We start from the raw sequence: 24959 nt of genomic DNA, 5'->3' as shown, positions 1-24959 counted from the left end.
AACCCAAAACCCCTGTAGGAGTGAGCCTGCTCGCGATGGCGTCGTGTCAGTTGGCATCAATGTCGGCTGACACGACGCCATCGCGAGCAGGCTCACTCCTACAAGGGATTTGTTGCAAGCATTCAGACCGAATCGAGCACCGGCTGGCGAGGCTGCTCGTCGCAATTGCAGATCACCCGATTACGCCCGCTCGCCTTGGCTTCGTACAGCGCCTGATCGGCCTCATTGAGCCAGCGTGTGGCGTCGGCATGCATCGGATCGTAAGCCGCCAGGCCAATGCTCAAACTGACCTTCAGCGCCGGATTCTGCTCATAACCCAGAATCGCGAAACGCTCGCGCAACGCCTCCATGGCCTGGGCGGCGTTGAACAGCGGCAGTTCGGGCAGGATCACGCAGAACTCGTCCCCGCCATAGCGTCCGGCCACGTCCGTCGCGCGCAGGTTGTGCTTGAGCAACTTGCTCAACTGGCGCAACACGATATCGCCGGCGACATGGCCGTAGGTGTCGTTGATCGTCTTGAAATGATCGATGTCGATCAAAGCAATTGCTGCGCCATGCTGCTGGCGTCTGCAGCGCTGAAAGGCAATTTCCAGCTGATCTTTCCAGGCGCCGTGGTTAAGCAGCCCGGTCAGGCTGTCGGTGCGGCTCAGGGCAAGCAGTTCGCGTTTATGCCGGCCGAGGTTGTAGGCCTGACGAAAGCAGATCCAGCCCAGCGCCAACGGATACAGCAGCAGTAACGGGAAACACGCGTACATCTGCGCAGGCGAAGTTTGCGGGACGAATGCCGGGGCAAACACCGCCAGGCCGACGAACACCCCAAGCAATTGCGCAGCAGAGCCTGCCAACAGAAAGCGTGCGCCACCAATCGCGACGTTGTTCATCGCCATCATCGAAATGGTCACCGCCGTGGGCAATGGATTGAAATGCATCGCGGCGACCCAGAAACCACCGAGAAAAGCATCGATCAACAGATTCCGGTGTTCTGCATGATAGGGAACACGCGAGCGGCGCGCCCATTGAAACGCCAGATGTGGCCAGACCAGGCCGTTGAAGAACATCAGTGCCCAGACCCAAAGCGGCGGATCGAGCGCATACATCGCCACGGACACACACAGCAGCCCAAGCAACAGCCCGAGGATTCGCGACGTATAGAGCCTCCTGGCGACTGAAAGTCCCTTTCCTCCGGCATTTCCCATAAGGACCTCGATCACGCACTCCGCTGTGCGGATGTGATGGGAGTCTATCAGGGCGACGTTAATTCGCCATCACCGGTCAGCGGGCTGAATAGCGCGACATCAAGGCCGCGCACCGGGCGAATTTTTGGCTATACATGAAAGGAGCAAAATGGAAAAACAACTATAAGAAGGAGGCCCATGCGCACCTACCAAGTGTTGATCATCGGCAGCGGCTTTGGCGGCCAGTGTGCGGCGGTCAACCTGCTCAAGGCCGGGATCGACGATTTTCGACTGCTGGAGCGACGGGACTTTTTCGGCGGCACCTGGTGCCAGAACACCTACCCCGGCGCAGCTGTGGACGTGCCATCGCCGCTGTATTCCCTGTCGTTCGCGCCTTACCGCTGGTCGCAGATGTTCGCCGGGCAGGCCGAACTGCAGCGCTACACCGAGCACGTCATTGACGAGTTCCATTTGCGTGACCGCGTGGAGCTGCAGACCAATGTCGAGCGCGTCGAATGGGACGAGTCGGCAAAACGCTGGGCCGTCCACACCAGCCGCCAAGGCGTCTACTACGCGCAATTCCTGATCAACGCCAGCGGACCGCTAAGCCAGCCGGTAATCCCACATTTCCCAGGCCGGGATCGCTTCAAGGGCAAGACGTTTCATACAAACAACTGGGACCACAGCTACGACTATCGCGATAAACGTGTGGCCATCGTCGGCAGCGGTGCCAGCGCGGTCCAGGTGATTCCGGCGATAGCGCCGCAAGTGGAACATTTGCACGTTTTTCAGCGCACACCGCATTGGGTACTGCCCCGCGCCGATCGCCCATTCGGACCGATTCAACGCTGGCTGCTCGGCCGTAAACCTGCGTACAAACTGTTGCGCTGGCTGATCTACTGGCAGTTCGAAACCCGCGTGATTGCCTTCAAGTATTCGAAACCGGCGATCCACATGGTGCAGCAGCACGCGCTGCGCTTTCTCAGAAGACAGGTGCCGGACCCGCAGTTGCGGGAAAAACTCATTCCGGACTTCACCATCGGCTGCAAACGCGTGCTGGTCTCAAGTACTTACTACCCGACATTGAGCCGCCCGAACGTCACCTTGCACAGCCGCGAACAAGGCATCGCTTCCATCGACGAAACCGGGATCAACACCACGGACGGCCAGCATGTCGACGCGGATCTGATTGTCTGGTCGACCGGTTACGACGCCACCGACGGGGTGATTTCCTACCCGGTCAGCGGAAAAAACGCCGTTCAGCTCAGCGATGTCTGGGCCGAATATCCGCGCGCCTATCTGGGCACCAGCCTGCCGGACTTTCCCAATCTGTTTATTGTCACCGGTCCGAACACCGGCATCGGCCATACCTCGGCGCTGTTCATCATCGAGTCGCAGATGAACTACATCATCGATTGCATCCGCACCGTGCGCGATCAAGGGTTGTGCAGCATCGAAGTGCGCCGCGACGCAGAACGTACCTACACTGCAATGATCCACCGGGAAATGCAGCGCACGGTGTGGAAATCCGGTGGTTGCCACAGTTGGTATCAAAGCAAGAGCGGTCATGTGATCGCCATGTTTCCCGGCTTCAGTTTCAGCTACTACCGTTTGACCCGGGCGCTGAAACCCGCCGATCACATTCTGTCCTGAACACGTAAAAGGAAGACGTCGATGCTTTTGCTGTTTGTCGCCCTCGCGGTTTTCGTGGCCTGGAGCTGGTTGAGTTATCCGGCAATCGGGCACTGGCTGTACGACCTGAGCATGGCCATCGAGGCCAGGTTGTACAAGTTGCACAAGATCGAAGTGCCGATCGCTGAAATGACGGTGTCGACCTGGCAGGGCGGGCCGTACGAAGCGGCCAGTGCGATCCTGATGCTGCACGGTTTCAGCGCCGACAAGAATCTGTGGCTGCGTTTCTCCCGGCACTTTGTGCGGCAGTATCGAGTGATCATTCCGGACTTGCCCGGCCATGGTGAAACCGGCTTCAAGGCCGGTGGCGGTTTTGATATTCCGCTGCAGGCCAAGCGCATGATCCAGTTGCTTGACGTCTGCGGCGTGGAAAAGGTGCATGTGATCGGCAACTCGATGGGCGGCTATCTGGCGGCGTGGCTGGCGGCAACCTGTCCCGAGCGAATCGCCTCGCTCGCGCTGATCGACCCGGCGGGCGTCACCGCGCCGCAGGCCAGCGACATGGAGCGGCATCTGGCGCGCGGGCACAATCCGTTTCTGGTCAATTCCCGCGAAGAGTTTCGCTATCTGTATGCAATGACCATGGCCTCGCCGCCCTGGGTGCCAAAGGTGGTGCTCGACGCTATTGCCCAGCGCTACGTGCAGCAACGCGATGAACTGGAAGAAATCTTCCGCGAGTTCCGCGCCAGCCCGCCGATGGAGCCGATACTGGCGCAAATTCGCTGCCCGGCGCTGTTGCTGTGGGGGCGCAAGGATCGCCTGATCGACGTCAGCAGCGTGCCGGTCTGGAGCAAGGGCATCACCAATTTGCGCGTAGAGGTCTGGGACCACGTCGGGCACATGCCGATGGTCGAGCAACCGACGCATAGCGCACGCCTGTATCAGGCGTTTCTTGTAAGCCAGTGATGACAATTTCCCGTGATCGTTCTGGCGCTGATCGTTCCCACACTCTGCGTGGGAACGATCAACGGCGGGGCCTGGAGCTGAGATGAACATCCTCTATGACGAGCGCCTCGACGGCCCGCTGCCGCAGGTGAACAAGGCCGAATTGCTCAAGGCACTGCAACGGGCCGTGCCTGACCTCGACCTGCTGTGGCGCGAGGAAGAACTGAAACCTTACGAATGCGATGGCCTCTCCGCCTACCGCACCACGCCGATGCTGGTCGCCCTGCCCCGGCGTCTCGATCAGGTGCAGAGCCTGCTCAAACTTTGCCACGCACAGAACGTCCCGGTGGTCGCGCGTGGTGCCGGCACCGGGTTGTCCGGCGGCGCCTTGCCGCTGGAACAGGGCGTGTTGCTGGTGATGGCGCGGTTCAACAATATTCTGCATATCGACCCCGCCGCCCGCACCGCGCGGGTTCAGCCGGGGGTGCGCAATCTGGCGATTTCCCAGGCAGCTGCGCCGTTTGGTCTGTACTACGCGCCGGATCCCTCCTCGCAGATCGCCTGTTCGATTGGCGGCAATGTCGCCGAAAACGCTGGCGGCGTGCATTGCCTCAAGTACGGTCTGACCGTGCACAACCTGCTGAAAATCGAAGTGCTGACCATCGAAGGCGAACGCCTGACCCTCGGCTCCGATGCGCTGGATTCGGCAGGTTTCGATTTGCTCGCGCTGTTCACCGGCTCCGAAGGCCTGCTGGGGATCATCACCGAAGTCACGGTCAAGTTGCTGCCCAGACCGCAAGTGGCGAAAGTCCTGCTGGCGAGTTTCGATTCGGTGGAAAAGGCTGGCCGCGCGGTAGCCGAAATCATCGCGGCGGGGATCATTCCCGGCGGACTGGAAATGATGGACAACCTCGCCATCCGCGCCGCCGAAGACTTCATCCACGCCGGTTACCCGGTCGAGGCCGAAGCCATTCTGCTGTGCGAACTGGATGGCGTCGAAGCCGATGTGCATGACGATTGCCAGCGTGTGCGCGAGGTCATGCTCGCCGCGGGGGCGACTGAAGTGCGTCAGGCGCAGGACGAAGCCGAGCGCGTGCGTTTCTGGGCCGGACGCAAGAATGCCTTCCCGGCGATTGGCCGTTTGTCGCCGGACTATTACTGCATGGACGGCACCATCCCGCGCCGGGAATTGCCCGGTGTCCTGCAAGGCATCGCAATGCTTGCCGAAGAGTACGGTTTGCGCGTTGCCAACGTGTTTCATGCCGGCGACGGCAACATGCACCCGCTGATCCTGTTCGACGCCAACCAAGCGGGCGAACTGCAGCGCGCGGAAGCGTTGGGCGGCAAGATCCTCGAACTGTGTGTGCAAGTCGGCGGCAGCATTACCGGCGAGCACGGTGTCGGCCGCGAGAAAATCAATCAGATGTGCGCGCAATTCAACAGTGACGAACTGAGCCTGTTCCATGCAGTAAAAGCGGCGTTCGATCCCAAAGGCCTGCTCAATCCCGGCAAGAACATCCCGACCCTGCACCGCTGCGCCGAATTTGGTGCCATGCACATTCACGCTGGGCAACTGCCATTCCCCGAGCTGGAGCGTTTCTGATGGCCGATTTCGACGGCGCCAGCGCCCTGCTCGATCAGGTCAACGCCGCGCGCGCCAATCGCACACCGTTGAAAATCCAGGGGGGCAACAGCAAGACGTTTCTCGGTCGCGAGGTGGCGGGCGAAGTACTCGACACTCGTGCGCACTGTGGCATCGTGCGCTACGAACCGACCGAACTGGTGATCACCGCGCGCGCGGGGACGCCGTTATCAGAGCTGCTTTCAGCACTGGACAGCGCCGGGCAAATGCTGCCGTGCGAACCACCGGCATTCACCGACAGCGCCACTGTCGGCGGCATGATCGCGACAGGTTTATCGGGCCCGCGGCGGCCGTGGTCAGGCTCGGTGCGCGACTTCGTGCTCGGCACGCGAGTCATCACCGGCCTCGGTCAGTACTTGCGTTTTGGCGGCGAAGTGATGAAAAACGTCGCCGGGTACGACCTGTCACGGCTGATGGCCGGCAGTTTTGGTTGCCTTGGCCTGCTCACCGAAGTCTCGCTGAAGGTCCTGCCCAAACCGCGCCAGTGCCTGAGCATTCGCCTGGATATCGACTGCACCCGCGCCTTGAGCAAACTTGCCGAGTGGGGTCAGCAACCACTGCCGATCAGTGCGGCATGTCACGATGGCACAAGTCTTTATTTGCGCCTTGAGGGCGGCGAAGGTTCGGTGACCGCGGCGCATCAACGCCTCGGTGGTGAACCGTTGGACTCGATTTTCTGGAGCGATCTGAACGAGCATCGCCTGGCCTTTTTCGATGAAGGCCTGCCGCTGTGGCGCCTGTCGCTACCCAACAATCTCAGCCCGCTGGAGCTGCCTGGCGAGCAATTGATCGACTGGGCCGGCGCGCAACGCTGGCTGAAGTCCGACAGCACCGGGATTCACGCCCTCGCCCAGTCGCTGGGCGGCCATGCCACCTGTTTCAGCCACGGTGCCAGTGACACACCGTTCCAGCCGTTGGCGCCGACGCTGTTGCGCTATCACCGCCAACTCAAGGCGCAACTCGATCCGCAAGGGCTGTTCAACCCCGGGCGGATGTACGCGGAGTTCTAGCCATGCAAACCACGCTCAGCGAACAAGCGCGACAGCTGCCCCGAGCCGCCGAGGCGGAAAAGATTTTGCGCACCTGCGTGCATTGTGGTTTTTGCAACGCGACCTGCCCGACCTATCAACTGCTCGGCGATGAGCTCGATGGCCCGCGTGGGCGCATCTATCTGATCAAGCAAGTGCTCGAAGGCGCACCGGCGACCGCGCAGACGCAACTGCATCTGGATCGTTGCCTGTCCTGCCGCAATTGCGAAACCACCTGTCCGTCCGGCGTCGACTATCACAACCTGCTCGACATTGGCCGTGCGGTGGTCGATCAGGCCGTGCCGCGTACATCGGCTCAGCGGCTGTTGCGTGAGGGCCTGCGGGCCCTGGCGCCGAATCCACGCGTGTTCAAAAGCTTGTTGCGGGTAGGCGCGACATTCAGGCCGCTGTTGCCGCGTTTGCTGGAAAGCAAACTGCCGCACGCGGTGTCAGGCAACGATTCGCGCCCCGCTCCTCGGCATGCGCGCCGCGTGTTGCTACTGGAAGGCTGCGTGCAACCGGGGCTGTCGCCGAACACCAACGATGCGACGGCGCGCGTGCTGGATCGACTCGGCATCAGCGTCACTCCGGTAACGCAAGCCGGTTGTTGCGGCGCGCTGGATTATCACCTCGACGCCCAAGCCAAAGGACTCGATCGAGCCCGGCAAAATATCGATGCGTGGTGGCCTCACCTGCAGAACGGCGCCGAAGCGATTGTGCAAACCGCCAGCGGCTGCGGCGCATTTATCAAGGATTATGGGCATTTGCTGGAAAACGATCCGGCTTATGCGGCCAAGGCACGGCATATCAGCGAGCGGACGCTGGATCTGGTGCAGATCCTCGCGCAGGAACCGCTGGAACAGGTGTGCGCTGCCAGCGAACAACGAATCGCCGTGCATTGCCCGTGCACCTTGCAGCACGCGCTGAAACTCGGCGGCGCGGTGGAGGCGGTGTTGACCCGTCTCGGTTTCAATCTCACCGCCGTGCCGGACGGCCATTTGTGTTGCGGCTCGGCAGGCACCTATTCGCTGACGCAACCGCTGCTGGCCCGGCAGTTGCGCGATAACCGCCTCAACGCGCTGGAGAGCGGCCGGCCGCAGTTGATCGTCACCTCCAACGTCGGCTGCCAGAGCCATCTGGCCAGCGCCGGGCGTACCCGCGTGGTGCACTGGATCGAACTGGTGGATCAGTCGTTGGCAGAATGAAGTTCGTAGGATTCTTCGTTTGCCCGGGTGGGCGAAGGCTGCGATCTTTTCCGCTATCCATTCCGTGACCGTGGCAGGAATTTTTTTCATGACCGTGCAGCCGTTTGTCAGCCCCGACCTGATCCGCCAACGCTTCTCCAAAGCGATGTCCGACATGTACCGCAAAGAAGTGCCGCTGTACGGCGCGCTGATGCAATTGGTGGAGCAGACCAACCGCGATGTGCTGCGTAATCAACCAGACATAGCCCGGCAACTGCACAGCACCGGCGAAATCGAACGTCTGGACATGGAGCGTCACGGCGCTATCCGTGTCGGCACCGCCACCGAACTGGCCACCCTCGCCCGCCTGTTTGCAGTGATGGGCATGCAGCCGGTGGGCTATTACGACCTGACGCCGGCGGGGGTGCCGGTACATTCCACGGCGTTTCGCGCGGTGCATGAAGACGCCTTACAGGTCAGCCCGTTTCGCGTGTTCACCTCGCTGCTGCGCCTGGAGCTGATTGAGGATCCCGACGTGCTCGCCTTTGCCGAATCGGTGCTGGCTCGGCGTTCTATCTTTACCCAGGAAGCATTGCGCCTGATCGCCCACGCTGAAACCGCGGGCGGGCTGAATGAAAGCGAGGCCGAGGCATTCGTTTTACAGGCAGTGGAAACCTTTCGCTGGCACCACAGCGCCACCGTCACCGCCGCGCAATACCAGACGTTGAGCGCGCAGCACCGTTTGATCGCCGACGTCGTCGCCTTCAAAGGTCCGCACATCAACCACCTGACCCCGCGTACGCTGGACATCGACCGCGTGCAGGAACAGATGCCGAAGCATGGCATCACCCCCAAAGCAGTGATTGAAGGCCCACCGCGCCGGCAATGTCCGATTCTGCTGCGCCAGACCAGTTTCAAGGCACTGGACGAGCCGATCGCCTTCACCGATCAGCAGCAGACCCGCGGCAGTCACAGCGCGCGCTTCGGCGAAATCGAACAACGCGGTGCGGCGCTGACACCCAAAGGCCGAGCGCTGTATGACCGATTGCTGAATGCGGCGCGGGATGAGCTGGGCGATTTTCCCAACGAAGGCAACGCCGTACGCTACAACGCACTGATGACTCAGCATTTTGGCGAATTCCCTGACAACGTCGAGGGCATGCACAAACAGGGGCTGGCGTATTTTCGCTTTTTCGCTACGGAAAAAGGCATGGCCGCGAGTGGTCTCAGAGAGTCGTCGCTGGAAGATTTGTTGCGTAGGGGCTATGTGAAAGCTGAGCCACTGGTGTACGAAGATTTCCTGCCGGTGAGTGCGGCGGGAATTTTTCAGTCAAACCTCGGCGACGCGGCGCAGACGCACTATGGCGAACATTCCAATCGCCAGGCCTTCGAACAAGCGCTCGGGCGCGCGACCATCGACGAACTGGGTTTGTATGCCGCGACGCAACAGCGCTCGATCGAGGAGTGCGCCGCGGTGTTGCGGATCAAATTGCGCTGCTTCTGAGGCAATCCACAAATCCACTGTAGGAGTGAGCCTGCTCGCGATGGCGGTGTATCAGCCACCAGGGATTTGCCTGAACGGACGCCATCGCGAGCAGGCTCACTCCTACAGGTCTCGCGGGGAACACAAGCTTTCAGGCAATACACAAACCCAATGTAGGAGTGAGCCTGCTCGCGATGGCGGTGTATCAGCCACCAGGGATTTGCCTGAACGGACGCCATCGCGAGCAGGCTCGCTCCTACAGGTCTCGCGGGGAACACAGGCTTTCAGGCAATACACAAACCCAATGTAGGAGTGAGCCTGCTCGCGATAGCGGTGGGTCAGCCACCACTGACTTGTCTGAACGGACGCCATCGCGAGCAGGCTCACTCCTACAGGTCTCGCGGGGAACACAAGCTTTCAGGCAATACACAAACCCAATGTAGGAGTGAGCCTGCTCGCGATAGCGGTGGGTCAGCCACCACTGACTTGTCTGAACGGACGCCATCGCGAGCAGGCTCGCTCCCACAGGTTTGGCAGTGGATGCGTAATCTGGGGCAGCGCGTATATCGACGGGCATCGCCACACCCGCAAATTAAGCTTCACCTAAGCTTCCCTCGCTAGCATCGCGCTCATGAACCCTGTCGTCATGAGCCGTGAATGAATCCTTCCGACATGAAAGCCTTTGATTTACCCAGCCAGCCGCCAGCGAATTTCAGCCTTGTCCTGGTCAATTACAAAACCCCGGACATCACCCGGATGTGCCTTGAGCTGCTGCGCGAGCACGTCCAGGCGCAGCGCATTCCGGTGTGGGTGGTGGATAACGATTCAGCGGATGCCAGCCTCGATTATTTACGCTCGCTGGACTGGATCAACCTGATCGAGCGTCCGTCGCCGGGCAAGGAAGCGGGGCATATTGCGCATGGAAAGGCGCTGGATCTGGCTTTGGAAAAAGTTGAAACCGATTATCTGTTTCTGCTGCACACAGACACTTTCGTCTACGACAAGGAAGTGTTTGCGATGATGATGCGCGAGTGCGCCAGGTCGCCGGATATGGCAGCAGTGGGTTGTGTCGAACAACTCAATCGCGGGCTACTGCGTGATACGTGGCGTGTAACTTCGCGATTCTGCAAGCACCATGTTCGTCGGGTAAAACTGCATCTGGGCATGCGCTCGAAACAGCCGCGGCCTTATAAAGAAACGCATTTGAAAAGCTTCTGCACACTGTGGAATGCGCGTCTAATGAAATCGTTGGGACTGCACTTCTGCATGGACGAGCAAGTTCCGGGTTATGCCCTGCAAGATCGAATGAGTGGTTTGGGCTATGGCATCAAACTCCTCTCGCCGCGCAAGATCTTCAGCTATCTGGATCACATCCAGGCTGGCACGGTCGCTGCGGCAGGTATCTACGGGGAAAACCACCGGCGGACAAAGATGTATCAGGCCACGCTGAAGCGCTTCCAGGGACAGCCAGGCAAAACGGATATTCGAGCCTCGGCGTAATTCGAAGCAACAAAAAAAGGGCGACTTGGCAGTCGCCCTTTTTTGTTGCAGAAAATTGTATACAGCTCTCCAAAGAGGTGTCCGCCCAGTGTAATGGCCTGGCAATCCATGCACCGGTAAAGAGCCCTGACACTGGGCGAACCGAGAGGATTTTAATTGAAGACGGCGGATATGTCGTCAGGCTTAAACATGAAATTTTTGTACTGGTAAGTTAAAAAGTGTGTCTCGTCGATATTTACCGGGAAACTTCCTACATCCGGTTTTTATATGATTGTTCTCATACACAAAGCTGTACAAGAACAATCATTTTGTAGAGTTAATACTCAACTATCGTGCTGACTGGTCACTTTCAGGATATCGGTGTAAGTGACAATAACGCTCTGCCCTACTTTCAAATCCTTGAGTTTCGCTTGAATCTCCGGCTTTTTCACATCAAGCGTCTTCGATTGTCCGGACGGGTTCTGGAGGGTGACCTGATTGGACTTCAAATCAATTTTGCTGATTTTCAACTGCACCTGTACCTGCCGGTAAGCCTCGCCACCGGGGTTATCGCTGCCCGGCGCCTTGCGCAATTCGCCGGTACGCTCGATGGTGCCCGGCAGACCTTTATCCACATCGGTGTCGAGATAAGCGGCGACCGAGCGCTGCACCTCGATCTTCACCAGATCGCCCACCTTGAGGTTGGCAAGATTTTTTGCTTTGTCGCTGAGCTGAACGTGGACCTTGGCGCCCTCGGGCCCTTCCAGTACTACCTGGTGGTTGGCAGCGTCAACTGCGAGCACTTTGGTAGTAACGGTATCGGCCTCAACGACGGCGGATAACGGAATATCGGCAGCCCAGGCGCCGAAACTGGTGGCAGACAGGAGTGTTGCGAGAGTGATGGCCTTGGCCAGTGCGTCGAGCTTCATATGCATGACTTTCCCTGTTATGAAATGGCGACGCCCGCCGCTGAATCAACTTCAGCGGCGGGCGTGCCAGTGAGCATAGACGCTGTTCAGGGCTTGACCTGCGTTTGTGGCCCACGCGTGTGCGGCTTCGCGGTCTCCTGAGCGGTGGATTCGCCGCTCGGAGTGCCTTTGCTGCTCTGCCGCTGCTTGGGATCGGTCGGCCGCAGAGCATCATTGTCACGCTCGGTTTCACCGGCCGGGCGCGGCTCATCGGGGTTGTCGTTCTGGCTGACGGTAGTGTTCATGGGGCGAGTCCTCAAGCTTCGGGGTCGTCGAGTTCGCGGGCGACATTCACCGCGGGTGAGTCCTTGTGCAGATCATCGGCCTTGGCACGCAGTAGCTGCCACTGATCCAGGTCGATGGCACCCTGACCGAGCAAATCATCGGCGATGCGCTGCAGGTCGAGGTAGTGAGAGTCCGGGGAGTTTTGCCAATAGGACTGATCGTCGTACAGGCGTTGCCAGGTATTGAGGTCTGGGGGTTGCAAGTCGTCGCTCATGGTGAGTCCGGGAATATGCGGGTTTCTGGGTAGAGCGGCGTGTGGCGGCGAGAGTTCCAGGCAGTTTGCCTGGCGGTAACAGCGTGAGCGGGGATTGCTGGGTGAAGCTTGAAATCAGCCTGAAGATCAAAAGCCCCTCACCCTAGCCCTCTCCCGGAGGGAGAGGGGACTGACCGCGGTGTTTGGGCGAGGTACGCCGGCCTGAAACACCGAGTTGTACGCGATTTTCAAAGCCAAAGCAGATCGGCTCCCTCTCTAGGGGGAGAGGGCTGGGGTGAGGGGCAGCCCCACCACAAATCCCAAGCCAACCATCCGCTTCTACCACTCAACAATGAGCGTTAGCTCGAGTGCTTTTGATCTTGTTCCACCGGCGACGTCGGAAGGCTGAGTGGAGGGATTGATCCGGGCGTGGGAGCGCAGCGACCGTACGACGAAGTCGTACACAGCGGAAGGAGGTGCAGCGCAGCAAACCGTAGCCGCTGCGCCCGGATCGATCCCGGAGCGAAGGGACCCGAGCTTGCGAGGGCCGAACGCAGGAGCAAGCCTTTTCGGTTACCTTTTTGGCGTTTGAAAAAGGTGACCCGCCGTAAGGGCGGAACCCTAAGTAGCCGTTACCGCAGCAACGGATATGTACCCAAAACTCAGCGCCTGAAAGAAAGCCATCGCGAGCAGGCTCACTCCTACTGGGGATATCAAGCTGCCTGCAAAAAATCGCACCCGCTCAATACCCGGTCATCTCCAGATACCCCCGACCCGCATGACTCCCCCCAATCCCCACCGGTCCCTCCCAATAAGGAATACGCAGATCCATCCAGGCATCGCGATTAAGCGCATCGACACTGATATCGAGGTGCTTGTCCGGAATGCGGACCCACCACTTCACCGGCATCGACCGCCCAGCGACCTCGGCCGTGTCCTGCGGCTCCAGACTGATCTGCTCGCGACGCAACGTCTGAATCTGCCCATCCGCAGCAATCCACGTACCGGTCAGATAAGCCGCCCCCTCCTTCTGCCGCATGCGATAAAGCATCACATGCTCACCGTTGTCCAGATGCAGGGAAAACCAGTCCCAACCGGTCTGATTGGCGGTCAGCGGCTGGCTGCTCCATTCCCGATCCAGCCACGCCGGCCCGCTGACCGTGTAAGTCTGGCCGTCGATCTGCAGCGTCCCGCTGGCTTGAAAAAACGGCTGACTGTAGTAATACGACGCCTGCCCCTGCTCCGACTTTTGACTGAAACCCTTGTCACCCTGCAGCACCAGCGGCCGGCTGGACGTCAGCCGCAGGTCGTAAGCGAAATTTTTATCGCGAGCGCGCAGCTGCATGTCGCTCAACGGATCCGCCGCCTTGCCGGCAAACATCCAGTCATCGATCCACGCCTCGAACGGCGCCAGGCGCACACCGGCCTGCCCGACGCCACCGCGCGCGTAGCGCTCGGCCGCGTGATGCACCGTGCTTGATGTCACCGCCGCATGCCCCAGCCACACCGTCTGGTTGCCCCACCCTGCCTGCTCCGCCTCAGGTTTCAAGGCGCTGCGAAACAACGTCCATTGCACGCCGAAATCGTTGCCTTGCGGATCCTTGAGATTCGCCGTGACGTACCACCATTCGATGCGAAAGCCATCATGCGCGCCGTGATCGGCTGGAAAACTGAACACCCGCCCCGGCACTACCGGGGTGAACGCCTGCGCCTGCGCGCCCATGCCGGCAAAGCCCTTCTGTTCCGACACGGACGGATCGCAAGCGGTGAGCAACAGCGCGGCCAGCAGCGCAACGAACTTAATCCTCATGGGCAAAGGTCCTCAGCAGGTCCGCCGGTTGCGTGCGGTACAGCGAATACAGCGGCCACGCCGAAGCAAGCAAGGTCGCCAGCAGCGCTAGCCCCATCAGTTGCAGCAGTTGCCACGGGAACACGCGCAACGGCAGGCGCCAGCCGAACGCCTGCACGTTGATCACCGCATCGAGGCACCACGCCAAGGCAATGCCCAGCGGCAACGCCAATATCAGCGTCAACACCGCCAGCAGCCAGGTCTGGCCGAGATTGAGCAGCATTAACTGCCGCCGCGTTACGCCCAGCGCCCACAATGGCGCGAGCTGGCCGAGACGGCTTTGGCTCTGCGTGAGCAGGCTGATGAACAACGCGACGCCTGCGACCGCCAGGGTCAGGCTGTTCAACGCCGCCGTTGCAGCAAAGGTGCGTTCGAAAACCTGCATCGACCAGCCCTTGAGTCGGGCCTGATCAATGATGCGGCTATCGTCCAGTTGAAAACGTGTCTGCAAGGCATGCAGAAGCGACGGGATCTGCTGCGGATCGATGCGCAAACTGAAACGGTTCGGCGTCAATTGCGGCCAGCCGCGCAGCAGATGATTGCTGTTGACCAGCAAGTGGCCCTTGGGATTGCCGTAATCGGCGTAGATGCCGACGATGCGCGGCGACCATGTGCCATTCGGCGCGGGAATCGTCAGTCGATCGCCCGCGCGCACCTTGAGCCGGCGCGCCAGTTGCTCGCTGAGCATCACCGCATCGTCCGTTGCCAGATGCGCCCAAGGGTCGCTGCCACTGCTGTCGAGCAGCGGCCAGTGCTGGCGATAATGCGCATGATCGACGATGCCGAACAGCTCCGCCGGCCAGCCTTGCAGCGTCACCGTGACCTCCCAGTTGGGCAGCACCGCGCGGACATTCGGCTGCTGCTTGAGCCAACTGTACATTTCCCGCGACTGCGCCGGATTGCTTGGGTTGATGTACAACTCGGCGCTCAGGCGTTGTTCGAGCCAATCGTTGAAGGTCTGGCGAAACCCGGCGGTCATGCTGCCCGCGCCGATGTTGGCGGCCAGCGCCAGCAGCAGCGCCATCAGCGCCAGACTCAATGCTGGCAATTGCTGCCGACAATCGGCGAGAAACCACTGACCCAACACCGAACGACTGCGCCCCAGCAACGGCTTCAGCAGTGCGCTGAGCATCACCGGCAAGGCCAGCGCCGCGCCGAGCAGCAGCCCGGCCATCAAGACGAAGCCACTGCTCAGGCTGTCGCCCCAGACCAGCGCCGCCAGCGCAATCGCCAGCAAGCCCGCCGCCAACCAACCTTGCCGACGCAACCAGCGGGAATATTGCTCGTGCCAGGCCTGCGGATCGGCGACCGCGAGCAATGGCAGACGCGCCGCCCGCAACAGGCTGCTGGCGCCAGCGAGCAAGGCGCCGAGCAGGCTCAAACCGATGCCGCTGAACCACCACCAGGGACTTAACCGCAACTGCCCCGCCACTTCCGCGCCATACAACCCGCGCAGGCTGGCGGCGACATCCGGCAGCAATACGCTGGCCAACCAGTAGCCGCTGATCACGCCAAATACGCCGCCGAGCAATGCCAGCACACCAAGCTCGACGATCAGACAGGTGATCAGCATTCGCGCACTGACCCCGCAAGCGCGCAACGTGCGCAGCAGGCCACGACGCTGTTCAAGCGCCAGACCGATGGCCGCGTGCACGATGAACAATCCGACCACAAACGACAGAAAGCCCAAGGCATCGAGATTCAGGTGAAAGCTCTCGGTCAGCCGCGCGAGGTTGTTTTCTTCGCCACTGCTTTTGAGTTGCAACTGGCCTTTGAACGAGTCTGGCAACTCAGCGTAAAAATCCTTGGGCAGCAGCATTCGTGACAGTTGCCCCGGTTGTTCGAGCACGGTTTGCGCCACGCCGATGTCCACCAGCAACACGCCGGGCGCCATGTCTTTCTGGACCACGAGCGGCGGCAAAACCTGGGCGTTTACTGTTTGCGGCGTAGCACCTTCGCGCAGTTTCAGCGCCTGCAAGGTATCGGCGGAAATCCACGTGCTGCCCGGCGGCGTGAAGAATTCGACAACCCGTTCAATGGGCAGCGCCTGCCCGGCCACCGCCGAATCGGCGGGCAATGAAACCGGTTCGATGCCCATCAATTGCAGGCGTTGGTCTTCGTGACCTTTGAGCAACAAGCGCCCCTGCAACAGCGGCGAGACCGGCCAGCCCTGGCGGCGCAAATCCACGAACCATTGCTGAGGAAAAGTCGCCCCGCCGGGTGTGCTCAGGCTGGCCTGCGGTTCGCCGCCGATCAGTTGACTGGCCCGCGCGTAGCTGTCGCGCGCCTGACTGTTCAGCGCCTCGACGCCGGTCAGCAGGCTGGTCGCCAGCCACAGGCCGGTCAGCACGCTGAAAAACTGCACCGGATGGCGCCGCCAATGGCTGAGCAGTGCGCGCAGCGTCTGCCGGAAAACCATCACGTCAGGCGCCCGCTGGACAGCACCACTTGCTGCGCCAGACGCGCCGCGACTCGTGGACTGTGCGTGACCATCAACAGCGTGGTCGGCGTGTCATCAAGCAGTTCCAGCAGCAGGCGCAGCACTTCATCGCTGGTGGCTTCATCGAGGCTGCCGGTGGGCTCGTCGGCCAGCAGTAATTTCGGCTGCGACGCCAGCGCCCGGCCCAGCGCGACCCGCTGCTGCTGACCACCGGAAAGTTGTTCGGGATAACGCTTGAGCAAATCGCACAGGCCCAGACGCTGCACCAGATGCGCCTGCCAGCGCGGCTCATGGCGCCCGGCCAGCCGCGCCTGAAACGCCAGATTGTCCTCAACGCGCAAACTGCCGATCAGGTTGAACTGCTGGAACACCAGACCGATTTCCGTACGCCGCCAGTTCGCCAGTTGCGCTTCGCTCATCGACTCCAGCCGATGCTCACCGCTGTGAATGCTGCCGCGGTCGACCTTGTCGAGGCCGGCCACCAGATGCAGCAACGTGCTCTTGCCGCTGCCCGATTCGCCCATCAGCGCCAGACTGCTGCCGGCCGCCAGCGTCAGGTCGACGCCCTGCAATACCGGCAGCGAACCTTGTGGCGTGGGGTAACTTTTGTGGACGTTGCGAACCTCAAGCATGGCTGAACCTGATCAATGAGTCTGGGCCAAGGATAGCGGCCCTGAATGGTTTTTGTCCGTTGATGATCATCGCTGTGGCAGCGGTCCGCCCTACCCTGCGTGACAGTCCACCGATAACGATAAGAACCGGAGTCACCATGCAACGTTTCATTTTCAGCAAGCGCGGCCTGCTGGCCTGCCTGATCAGCGCCGCCATCAGCCAGACTCTGTTTGCCGCCGACACCCCGACCGCGCCCAGCGCACAGACCCGCGCCAGCAACGCCGCCGTCCTGCAACAGCTGCCCTTCAGCGACCGCACTGATTTCGAATCTGTCAGCAAAGGCTTGATCGCGCCCTTCAAAGGTCAGATCAAGGACGCTGCCGGCAAGGTTATCTGGAACGCCAATGCCTACAATTTTCTCGACCATGAAAAAGCGCCGGAATCGGTCAACCCGAGCCTGTGGCGGCTGGCGCAACTCAACGCCCACGCCGGTCTGTTCGAAGTCAGCCCAAGGCTGTATCAGGTGCGCGGCCTCGACCTCGCCAACATGACCATCATCGAAGGCGATGACGGGCTGATCATCATAGACCCGCTGACCATGGCCGAAACCGCCAGGACTGCGCTGGATCTGTATTACGCCAACCGCCCGCGCAAACCGGTGGTGGCGGTGATCTACAGTCACACCCACGTCGATCACTTCGGCGGCGTGCGCGGGGTGATCGATGAGGCCGACGTCAAGGCCGGCAAGGTCAAAGTTTACGCACCGTCCGGCTTCATGGAACACGTGATGAGTGAAAACGTCATGGCCGGCAACGCCATGAGCCGTCGCGCGCAATACCAGTTCGGCAGTCTGTTGCCGCGCGGCGAAAAAGGACAGATCGATGCGGGCCTGGGCAAGAGCACACCCAGTGGTGGCACGGTCACGCTGATCCCGCCCACCGACCTGATCACCGAGCCTCTGCAAAGCCATACCATCGCCGGGCTGCAAGTCGAGTTTCAGTTGACGCCGGGCACCGAAGCGCCGGCGGAAATGAACCTTTATCTGCCGCAACTGAAAGCCTTGTGCATGGCCGAAAACGCCACGCAGATGATGCACAACATCCTCACCCCGCGCGGCGCGCAAGTGCGGGACGCCAAGGCATGGTCGCAGTACCTCGACGACAGTCTGGCGCGTTATGGCGACAAGGCCGAAGTGATGTTTGCCCAACACAACTGGCCGACCTGGGGCGGTGAACGCATCCGCACATTGCTCGCCGACCAGCGCGACATGTATGCCTTTATCAACGACCGCACCCTGCACTTGCTCAACCAGGGCCTGACGCCGCTGGAGATCGCCGAAGCGATCAAGAAACTCCCGGGTTCGCTCGATCAGAAGTGGTACACCCGCGGTTACTACGGTTCGCTGAGCTTCAACACCCGCGCGGTGTATCAGCGCTACATGGGTTTTTATGACGGCAACCCGGCCAACCTCAATCCGCTGCCGCCGGTGGACGCCGCCAAACGCAGCGTCGAAGCCATGGGCGGCGCGGCGGCGGTGCTGGAAAAAATGCATACGGCCATGGCCAGCGCGGATTATCGCTGGGCTGCACAACTGGGCAATCAGCTGTTATTCGCCGAACCGGACAACGCCGACGCGCGCAAGGCGCAGGCCGAAACCCTGGAACAACTGGGTTACCAAAGCGAGAACGCCACCTGGCGCAACATGTACCTGACCGGCGCCATGGAACTGCGCAACGGTGCGCCGCCGCAATCGGCCAACACTGTGTCGGTGGACATGGTGCGGGCGATGAGCCCGGAGATGTTCTTCGACTATCTGGCGGTACGTCTGGACAGCGAAAAAGCCGTGGCCCATGACCTGACGCTGAACTGGACGTTCGACGATGTGCAGAAGGATTTCAATCTGACGCTGCGCAACGGCGTGCTGACCCACCGCGCCGGGCTTAATCCTGCGGCGGATGCCGGTGTCACCCTGAGCCGCGATACCCTGGAAAAGATCAGCCTCAAGCAACTGGATTTCCCGACGGCGATGCAACAGGGCTTGATCAAGTTGCAGGGCAACGGCAAGAAGTTCGGCGAGTTGATGGGCAGCCTCGACACGTTCGGGCCACAGTTCAATATCGTCACGCCTTGAGACGAAAGCCCTACCCTCACCCTCTCCGAGAGGGAGAGGGAACTGACCGAGGTGGAGGTACCCGATACGCCGACGGGATACCGAGTTGAACCCAAATTCCGAACGCCACGAAAATCGGCTCCCTCTCCCCCTCGCCCCCTTGGGGGAGAGGGCTGGGGTGAGGGGGAATCCCCCTGACACAACAAAAAACGATCAAATCACCCCAATCCAGCCATCCTCAACAACCCTGCCCCGAATGCAGCCGAAACTGCTTCGGCGTGATCCCGAACCGTTTGCGAAACGCGCGAATGAAATTGCTCGGCTGGCCATAGCCAAGGCGCCGGGCAATGCGCTCGATCGGTTGATCGCCCGCGGTCAGCCAGTGTCGTGCCAGCGCCAGACTGTCATTGCGCTCGCCGCTTTCGCTCAGCCAGTGCCGCAGCATGCTCTGATGCAAAAACGGATTGGCACCGGGCAGCGCCTCGTCGAGCATGGCGCGGTGCAAGGTCAGCTGCGGATATTCGCCCCGTTCAACAGCGACGCCCGCATTGCGCAACCAGCGCCTTGCAAACTGTGACGGGCACAACGTGACGTTGGCAAACACCGCGTCCGCCGGTTTGCCCAGCCTTCGAGCAATGTTACGTACCAGCGTAGAGGTGGCGGCATCGAGACCGAAGTGATGTACCGAGCCCTGCAACGGACGCAACTGCAACCGCGCGAAATCCCCTGCCTCGAGCAATTCGACCTGCACGTGATTGCTGATTCGTGGCACGAACCTGACAAAGCAGTCGAGACTCACGCGCAAGGTCGCGGCGGAGTCCAGCAGGATATTCAGACCTTGCAGGCTGGTGGTTGCCAGGCCGTCGACCAGTTCACACCCAAACGTCGGCGCTGCACCGGCCAGCTCGCATTCACGCCACAGTCGTTCAACCGCTTGCGCAGCGATTCGCCGGGCCGGATCAACCAGGCTGGACGGACAGATTCCCGCCCGTGCCAACAGCCGCTTCGAGTCCAGGCCAGACTGTTCGGCATGGCCAACGATGGCGCGGGTGTAAGCGCTGCAAACGAATAAAGACTGGGACATGACAGAAGTTTCTGAAGGACAGGCGTGTACTTATGCCAGCCGACGTGCTATCGATCCAATGCATTAAAAGTATCCGCAAAATGCAGGAGACGCATGATGGATCTTCGCCAGCTTCGCCACCTCGTCGCCCTCGCTGACTGCCGCAATTTCGGCCGCGCTGCCGAAGCGGTCAGTCTCAGCCAACCGGCGTTCAGTCGCAGTATCCAGACGCTGGAACGTGACCTCGATTGCGAACTGGTCGAACGCAGCAGCCGCGAATTTCGCCTCACCGGTCAAGGCGATCTGGTGCTGCAACATGCGCGGCGTCTGCTCGCCGGCAGTCAGGCGCTGCACAACGAACTGACGCAATACAACGGCCTCACCGGCGGCGAACTGCAATTCGGCTGCGGGCCGTATCCGGCGCAAGTGCTGGTACCGGGCGCGCTGGCGCGGTTCATTCAGGCGCACCCGGCGGTTCGCACGCGGTTTCATCAGGGCGACTGGCAGCAACTGGCGCTGTGGTTGCGTGAGCAGCAGATCGAATTTCTGATCGCGGACGCCCGCTATTTCGTCAGCGATCCGCAGTATGAAGTGCAATTGCTGCGCACCCGACCAGGCGGTTTCTTCTGCCGCGCCGGCCATCCATTGGCCGGGCAACAACGCCTGCAATTGCGCGCGCTGCTCGACTATCCGGTAGTGGGCACGCGCATTCCGCCGATGATTCGCAAGGTGCTCGCCGATCTGCTGGGCGAGGCGGATTTCAACCCGAGTGTCGAATGTGCGCAATTCGATGCGATCCAGCGGGTTGTATTGCGTTCCGATGCGATAGGCCTGGCCACTCTTGAAGCCTTGCGCGAACAGATTGATCAAGGGCTGATCCATCTGCTCGACTTCATCGATGTGCCACGCAACGATTCGGCCTTGCAACTGAGTTACGGCATTGTCAGTCGCGCCGGCTACTCGTTGAGCCCGGCAGCGCGGGCGATGATTGAGGCGATCCTGAGCGTCGACCAACAACTGTTGGCGGCCAGCAACCCCGTGGCAAGTCCTGTATGAACACCTTCGCTGCGCGATCCGGCAATACTTTTTATGCCGCGACCGTGCTGCCGGTCATTGAAGAATTGCTGGCCCGAGGCGTCGCGCAGGATGCTCTCGAAGCGCAATTTCACAGAAAGCTTTCAGACCTGCGCACACCGTTCATGCGCCTGCCGCTGGTGGTGTCGCGAAGTTTCTGGGCGTTTGCCGTGGAGCAGAGCGGTGACCCGCTGATCGGTCTGGCGGCCGGTCAACGCTTCGTGTCCACTACCCGCAATGGCCTGACTTATTTGTTCGATGTTGCGGTGTCGCTTGAAAGTGCGTGTGATCATTTCGCGCGTTTCTTCAGCCGCTTCAGCGGCCATTTCAATGTGCAGGTCGTGCGCGAAAACGGTGGTGTGCAATTGCGTCTGGTCGAGCGCGGAGCACTACGTGCCGCAGCGCCCGTTGCCGATTTCATTCTGGTGAGCCTCTGCGGCATGCTACGCCGCAAGTTGCTCGTCAGCGGCATCAAGCTTGATCCGATTGTTGGCGTGGCACTGACTTCAGCCGGCAGTGATGAACATCAACGCGCTTTCAATGCGCCGGTGTTTGCGCAACAGCCGAACCCGGTGATCCATCTCGATGCGCAGCTGTTCGGGACGCTGCTGACACCCAGGCAATCGGCGCTGGAAGACACCTTGGTCGAGGTGCTCGAACAGACCTTGCGCAACAGCGAACCGACGCTGCTGGAGCAAGTCAGCGACTACCTGATCGACAACCCGGCGACGGCCGACTGGAAGCAGTTCTGCGCGACGCAGCATTTGCTCGAGCGCACGGCGGCGCGGCGTTTGAAGGCGTTGGGCTGGGGGTTTGCAGAATTGCTCGATGACTACCGACGCTATCGGGCTGAAGATTTGTTACGGGCCGGGGAGCTGGAGCTGGTCGAGGTGTCGGATCGGTTGGGGTACAGCGATGTGCAGGGGTTCAACCGCGCCTGTTTGCGCTGGTTTGGGTGTGCGCCGGGGGTTTATCGTACTCGGGTGGGGTAGGTGCTGAGTTTGTGTGCATATCCGTTGCTGCGGGTGTTGCGGCTGGCGGTTTCGCCCTTACGGCGAGTCCCTTTTTCAGACGCCGGAGTGCCGGCCCAGCAAAAAGGAACCAAGAGGCTTTGCTCCTGCGTTCGGCCCTCGCAGGCTCGGGTCCCTTCGCTCCGGGATCGATCCGGGCGCAGCGGCTACGGTTTGCTTCGCTGCACCTACCTCCGCTGTGTACGACTTCGTCGTACGGTCGCTGCGCTCCCACGCCCGGATCAATCCCTCCACTCAGCCTTCCGATGTCGCTGGTTAGGCAAGATCAAGAGCACTCGAGCTAACGCTCATTGTTGAGTGGTTAGAAGCGCCGTATGGCTTGAGATCTTCAGTGGATTCGCCCCTCACCCCAGCCCTCTCCCGAGGGAGAGGGGGCCGATTTGTGGGCTTTTCGGAAACTGCGTACGACTCGATATTTCAGGTCGGCGCACCTTTCGCATCCACCTAGGTCAGTTCCCTCTCCCGAGGGAGAGGGGGCCGATTTGTAGGCTTTTCGGAAACTGCGTACGACTCGGTATTTCAGATCGGCGCACCTTTCGCATCCACCTAGGTCAGTTCCCTCTCCCTCCGGGAGAGGGCTAGGGTGAGGGGCTTTTGATTTTCGCACCTGGCAATCCAAGCGGCATCTACTCCCGGCCCAGTAGTCCACGCGTTCCCTGTAGGAGCTTGCCTGCAAACGATGAGGCCAGCCCAGCCAACCCGAATCTCATTGCCCAACCGCCACACTCGCAGGCGCCTGCCCCGGAGTGACAATGCTCCCCAGATCAATATGTTTCCACTCGGGTTTAGCCCCCAACCGCGCATTGAACCGGTAGTTGAAGGTGAATTCATCCGCCGTCGGTACACTCAGCGGTTTGCCATACACCGCCTCGATCCCCGCCAGCTCATACCCCATCAACTGCAAGAGCGTCGGGAAGATGTTGTAGTGGCTGGAGCGATCCTTGTTCGCCGCCAGTTGCGCCGACCAATCGAGGGTCTTCAGCTTACTGCCGGAGATCACCACCAGCGGCACCAGGCCCTCCTCCTCCACCGGATCGCCGCCGCAATGGGTGTTCAAGCCCGGATTGCCACGTTCGTGCAGATCCTGGCCATGATCGGAGGTATAGATCAGCAGCGCATTGTCGAGCTTCGCCTGGGCAAACACGCGCGCAAAGAACTCACCGACATTCCACAGCACCGTGTTCTTGTAGGCGTTGCGGTACAGCACCCAGTCGTCCGGCTGACCGTTGAAACCGGCGCGCTCACCGGTGTCGGCGACTTCGGTGAACTGCCCGCGTGGCAAGGTCGGCCGGTAAGCCATGAACGCGTCGGGGTATTTGTCATGCACGGGAAAATGCGCACCAACCTTGTTGATCACCACCAGCTCTGGCGTGTCATCGTTGAGCAGTTCAATAAGCTTCGCCGCCGCCGCCATGTCGCGGTCGCGCACACTGGTCTGGTCAAACTGCACGAACAGATCGATGTCGTTTTTTTCGCTCGCTGTCATCAGGTTCTGCAGGTTGCCGCCGGTGCGTTGGCTGTCGATATACACCGTGCGCAGCCCGGCACTTTTCGCGTACTGCCAGATCGACGGCAGCGTGCTGTTGATGCGCATGTAATCGTTGCGGGTGCCGCCGTAGCGCAGGGTGACATTGGTGTCGGCGCTGCAATTGGCAATGGAGGCGGCGTAACCGAAATTGAAAATGTCGACCCCGGCCGGTGCCTGCTTCAGATTGCTGTGCACGCCGAACGGCGCATTGATGTCCAGGTAATTGCCGGAAATGCTTTCGTCGATGATCAGCACGATGTCATGGCCTACGGCAGGCGCGCTGCGCGTGAGGGTGACCGGTTCACGCGGGCCGACGCTGTTGTGCAGCGCCTCGTAGGCAAACAGGTTCAGGTAGGCCAGCGGCGTGTACATGATCGGCAAGCCGCGGGCGCCCTCACCCGCACGCAGAAACAGCAGCGCACTGAGCATCAGCACGCCCGCGAACGGCGCCGTCACTCGCCAGGCGTTCGGTATGACCAGCGCATGCCGTGGCTTGAGCCCGATGCCGAACAGCAGCAACAACCCGCCGAGCACGCTACGCAGGATCGCCTCTCGATACTGGTACGCCGCTTCCTGAATGAAGCCACCGGAATACACCAGCGAGACGAAATCGCTGTACCTCAGGTAGTCAGCGGTGACGCGGGTATACACATCAAAGAAAACCGCCGAAACAAACATCGTCAATGCGAATGCATGGCGGATGAGTGCCTGTCGTATATAGGCTGTTAAATACAACGCAAATGTCAGCGCCAAAAACATCGCGCCAAAAATAAGTACATTAAAACTCCACCCGATAGCATTTAACCGATCAATGTAATAACCGGAGAAAAGCAACAGCCAGGCAATTAACAGTAGTTCTTTGGCAAATCGGAACATGGCGATACCGTCGTACGAAACGGCTAGGAGTCAAAGGTTTGTCAGTCAGAAGCTGACACTAGCACCCGGCCATAAAAGCGCAAGAAATGACTGATAGCCGGATTTAGTGTCAAAAAAACGGTGACTCAAATCTGACACAGGAGAGGCGCTACAAGCCTTTAAATTAGCGGCTTACGACCGTTTATCGCTTATTTGAAATCTGAACAAATCTGCACTAGCGCAACAATTTCAAGCGCAGCAATGACTTGATGGCCAATCGCCAAAAAACACTTAAGTGTTATATCACTGCAACATGTCATTTTGCTGACACGTTTTTCAAACGCTGCGCTATACCCCTTTAACGATCTCTTTCCGTAGTTAAC

General features: G+C 60.3%; 19 protein-coding genes. 10 read left to right on the top strand and 9 right to left on the bottom strand.

The window, feature by feature from the left end:
* Positions 1 to 122 precede the first annotated feature (122 nt).
* On the bottom strand, positions 123 to 1196 hold the full coding sequence (locus BLU52_RS08415) for a diguanylate cyclase (protein ID WP_090282744.1): 1074 nt from the start codon (positions 1194 to 1196) through the stop codon (positions 123 to 125).
* 177 nt (positions 1197 to 1373) lie between these two features.
* Between BLU52_RS08415 and BLU52_RS08410 the strand changes: the two genes are divergently transcribed.
* From BLU52_RS08410 to BLU52_RS08380, 7 genes are all read left to right on the top strand, one after another.
* On the top strand, positions 1374 to 2828 hold the full coding sequence (locus BLU52_RS08410; RefSeq protein WP_090282743.1) for a flavin-containing monooxygenase: 1455 nt from the start codon (positions 1374 to 1376) through the stop codon (positions 2826 to 2828).
* 21 nt (positions 2829 to 2849) lie between these two features.
* Complete coding sequence (locus BLU52_RS08405) at positions 2850 to 3773, top strand: alpha/beta fold hydrolase (RefSeq protein WP_090282742.1); 924 nt, start codon at positions 2850 to 2852, stop codon at positions 3771 to 3773.
* Positions 3774 to 3855: 82 nt separating this feature from the next.
* Positions 3856 to 5355 carry a glycolate oxidase subunit GlcD gene (gene glcD, locus BLU52_RS08400; RefSeq protein WP_090282741.1) on the top strand — a complete coding sequence of 500 codons (1500 nt, stop codon included), beginning with the start codon at positions 3856 to 3858 and terminating at the stop codon, positions 5353 to 5355.
* Positions 5355 to 6404, top strand: coding sequence for a glycolate oxidase subunit GlcE (gene glcE, locus BLU52_RS08395; RefSeq protein ID WP_090282740.1), 1050 nt, complete (start codon positions 5355 to 5357; stop codon positions 6402 to 6404). The genes glcD and glcE overlap by 1 nt, the downstream gene beginning before the upstream one ends.
* 2 nt (positions 6405 to 6406) lie before the next feature.
* A complete protein-coding gene (gene glcF / locus BLU52_RS08390) occupies positions 6407 to 7627 on the top strand; it encodes a glycolate oxidase subunit GlcF (protein ID WP_090282739.1) in 1221 nt (406 codons plus the stop codon).
* A gap of 88 nt (positions 7628 to 7715) precedes the next feature.
* Positions 7716 to 9110: a 2-oxoadipate dioxygenase/decarboxylase HglS gene (hglS, locus tag BLU52_RS08385; protein ID WP_090282738.1), complete on the top strand. Its 1395-nt coding sequence runs from the start codon at positions 7716 to 7718 to the stop codon at positions 9108 to 9110.
* A gap of 651 nt (positions 9111 to 9761) precedes the next feature.
* On the top strand, positions 9762 to 10589 hold the full coding sequence (locus tag BLU52_RS08380; RefSeq protein WP_090288464.1) for a glycosyltransferase: 828 nt from the start codon (positions 9762 to 9764) through the stop codon (positions 10587 to 10589).
* A gap of 323 nt (positions 10590 to 10912) precedes the next feature.
* Here BLU52_RS08380 and BLU52_RS08375 read toward each other — a convergent pair whose 3' ends face one another.
* The 6 genes from BLU52_RS08375 to BLU52_RS08350 all read right to left on the bottom strand — a co-directional run bounded on the left by BLU52_RS08375 (position 10913) and on the right by BLU52_RS08350 (position 16935).
* Complete coding sequence (locus BLU52_RS08375) at positions 10913 to 11497, bottom strand: hypothetical protein (RefSeq protein WP_090282737.1); 585 nt, start codon at positions 11495 to 11497, stop codon at positions 10913 to 10915.
* A gap of 86 nt (positions 11498 to 11583) precedes the next feature.
* Positions 11584 to 11781, bottom strand: coding sequence for a hypothetical protein (locus BLU52_RS08370; protein WP_090282736.1), 198 nt, complete (start codon positions 11779 to 11781; stop codon positions 11584 to 11586).
* Between the two features lie 11 nt (positions 11782 to 11792).
* Positions 11793 to 12035, bottom strand: coding sequence for a hypothetical protein (locus tag BLU52_RS08365; RefSeq protein WP_090282735.1), 243 nt, complete (start codon positions 12033 to 12035; stop codon positions 11793 to 11795).
* A 721-nt stretch (positions 12036 to 12756) separates the two neighbouring features.
* On the bottom strand, positions 12757 to 13824 hold the full coding sequence (locus tag BLU52_RS08360; protein WP_090282734.1) for a lipocalin-like domain-containing protein: 1068 nt from the start codon (positions 13822 to 13824) through the stop codon (positions 12757 to 12759).
* Positions 13814 to 16285, bottom strand: a complete 2472-nt coding sequence (locus tag BLU52_RS08355; RefSeq protein ID WP_090282733.1) for an ABC transporter permease — start codon at positions 16283 to 16285, stop codon at positions 13814 to 13816. Before BLU52_RS08355 ends, BLU52_RS08360 begins: the two co-directional genes overlap by 11 nt.
* Positions 16282 to 16935, bottom strand: a complete 654-nt coding sequence (locus BLU52_RS08350; RefSeq protein WP_090282732.1) for an ABC transporter ATP-binding protein — start codon at positions 16933 to 16935, stop codon at positions 16282 to 16284. The genes BLU52_RS08355 and BLU52_RS08350 overlap by 4 nt, the downstream gene beginning before the upstream one ends.
* 137 nt (positions 16936 to 17072) lie before the next feature.
* On the opposite strand from BLU52_RS08350, the gene BLU52_RS08345 reads away from it, so the two are divergent.
* Complete coding sequence (locus tag BLU52_RS08345) at positions 17073 to 19046, top strand: alkyl/aryl-sulfatase (protein WP_090282731.1); 1974 nt, start codon at positions 17073 to 17075, stop codon at positions 19044 to 19046.
* A 217-nt stretch (positions 19047 to 19263) separates the two neighbouring features.
* Here the strand turns inward: BLU52_RS08345 and BLU52_RS08340 are convergent, their stop codons facing one another.
* Positions 19264 to 20109 (bottom strand): AraC family transcriptional regulator ligand-binding domain-containing protein, encoded by an 846-nt coding sequence (locus BLU52_RS08340; RefSeq protein ID WP_090282730.1) that lies wholly within the window; start codon positions 20107 to 20109, stop codon positions 19264 to 19266.
* A 96-nt stretch (positions 20110 to 20205) separates the two neighbouring features.
* On the opposite strand from BLU52_RS08340, the gene BLU52_RS08335 reads away from it, so the two are divergent.
* Both BLU52_RS08335 and BLU52_RS08330 read left to right on the top strand, forming a co-directional pair.
* On the top strand, positions 20206 to 21144 hold the full coding sequence (locus BLU52_RS08335) for a LysR family transcriptional regulator (RefSeq protein ID WP_090282729.1): 939 nt from the start codon (positions 20206 to 20208) through the stop codon (positions 21142 to 21144).
* On the top strand, positions 21141 to 22154 hold the full coding sequence (locus BLU52_RS08330) for a helix-turn-helix transcriptional regulator (RefSeq protein WP_090282728.1): 1014 nt from the start codon (positions 21141 to 21143) through the stop codon (positions 22152 to 22154). The genes BLU52_RS08335 and BLU52_RS08330 overlap by 4 nt, the downstream gene beginning before the upstream one ends.
* Before the next feature lie 745 nt (positions 22155 to 22899).
* On the opposite strand, the gene BLU52_RS08325 is transcribed toward BLU52_RS08330, so the two are convergent.
* Positions 22900 to 24597 carry a sulfatase-like hydrolase/transferase gene (locus BLU52_RS08325; protein ID WP_090282727.1) on the bottom strand — a complete coding sequence of 566 codons (1698 nt, stop codon included), beginning with the start codon at positions 24595 to 24597 and terminating at the stop codon, positions 22900 to 22902.
* Positions 24598 to 24959: the final 362 nt, after the last annotated feature.

The organism is Pseudomonas granadensis, from assembly GCF_900105485.1.
GTDB lineage: Bacteria > Pseudomonadota > Gammaproteobacteria > Pseudomonadales > Pseudomonadaceae > Aquipseudomonas > Aquipseudomonas granadensis.
The sequence above is the reverse complement of the archived record's forward strand: the minus strand, read 5'-3'. Positions and strand labels throughout refer to the sequence as shown.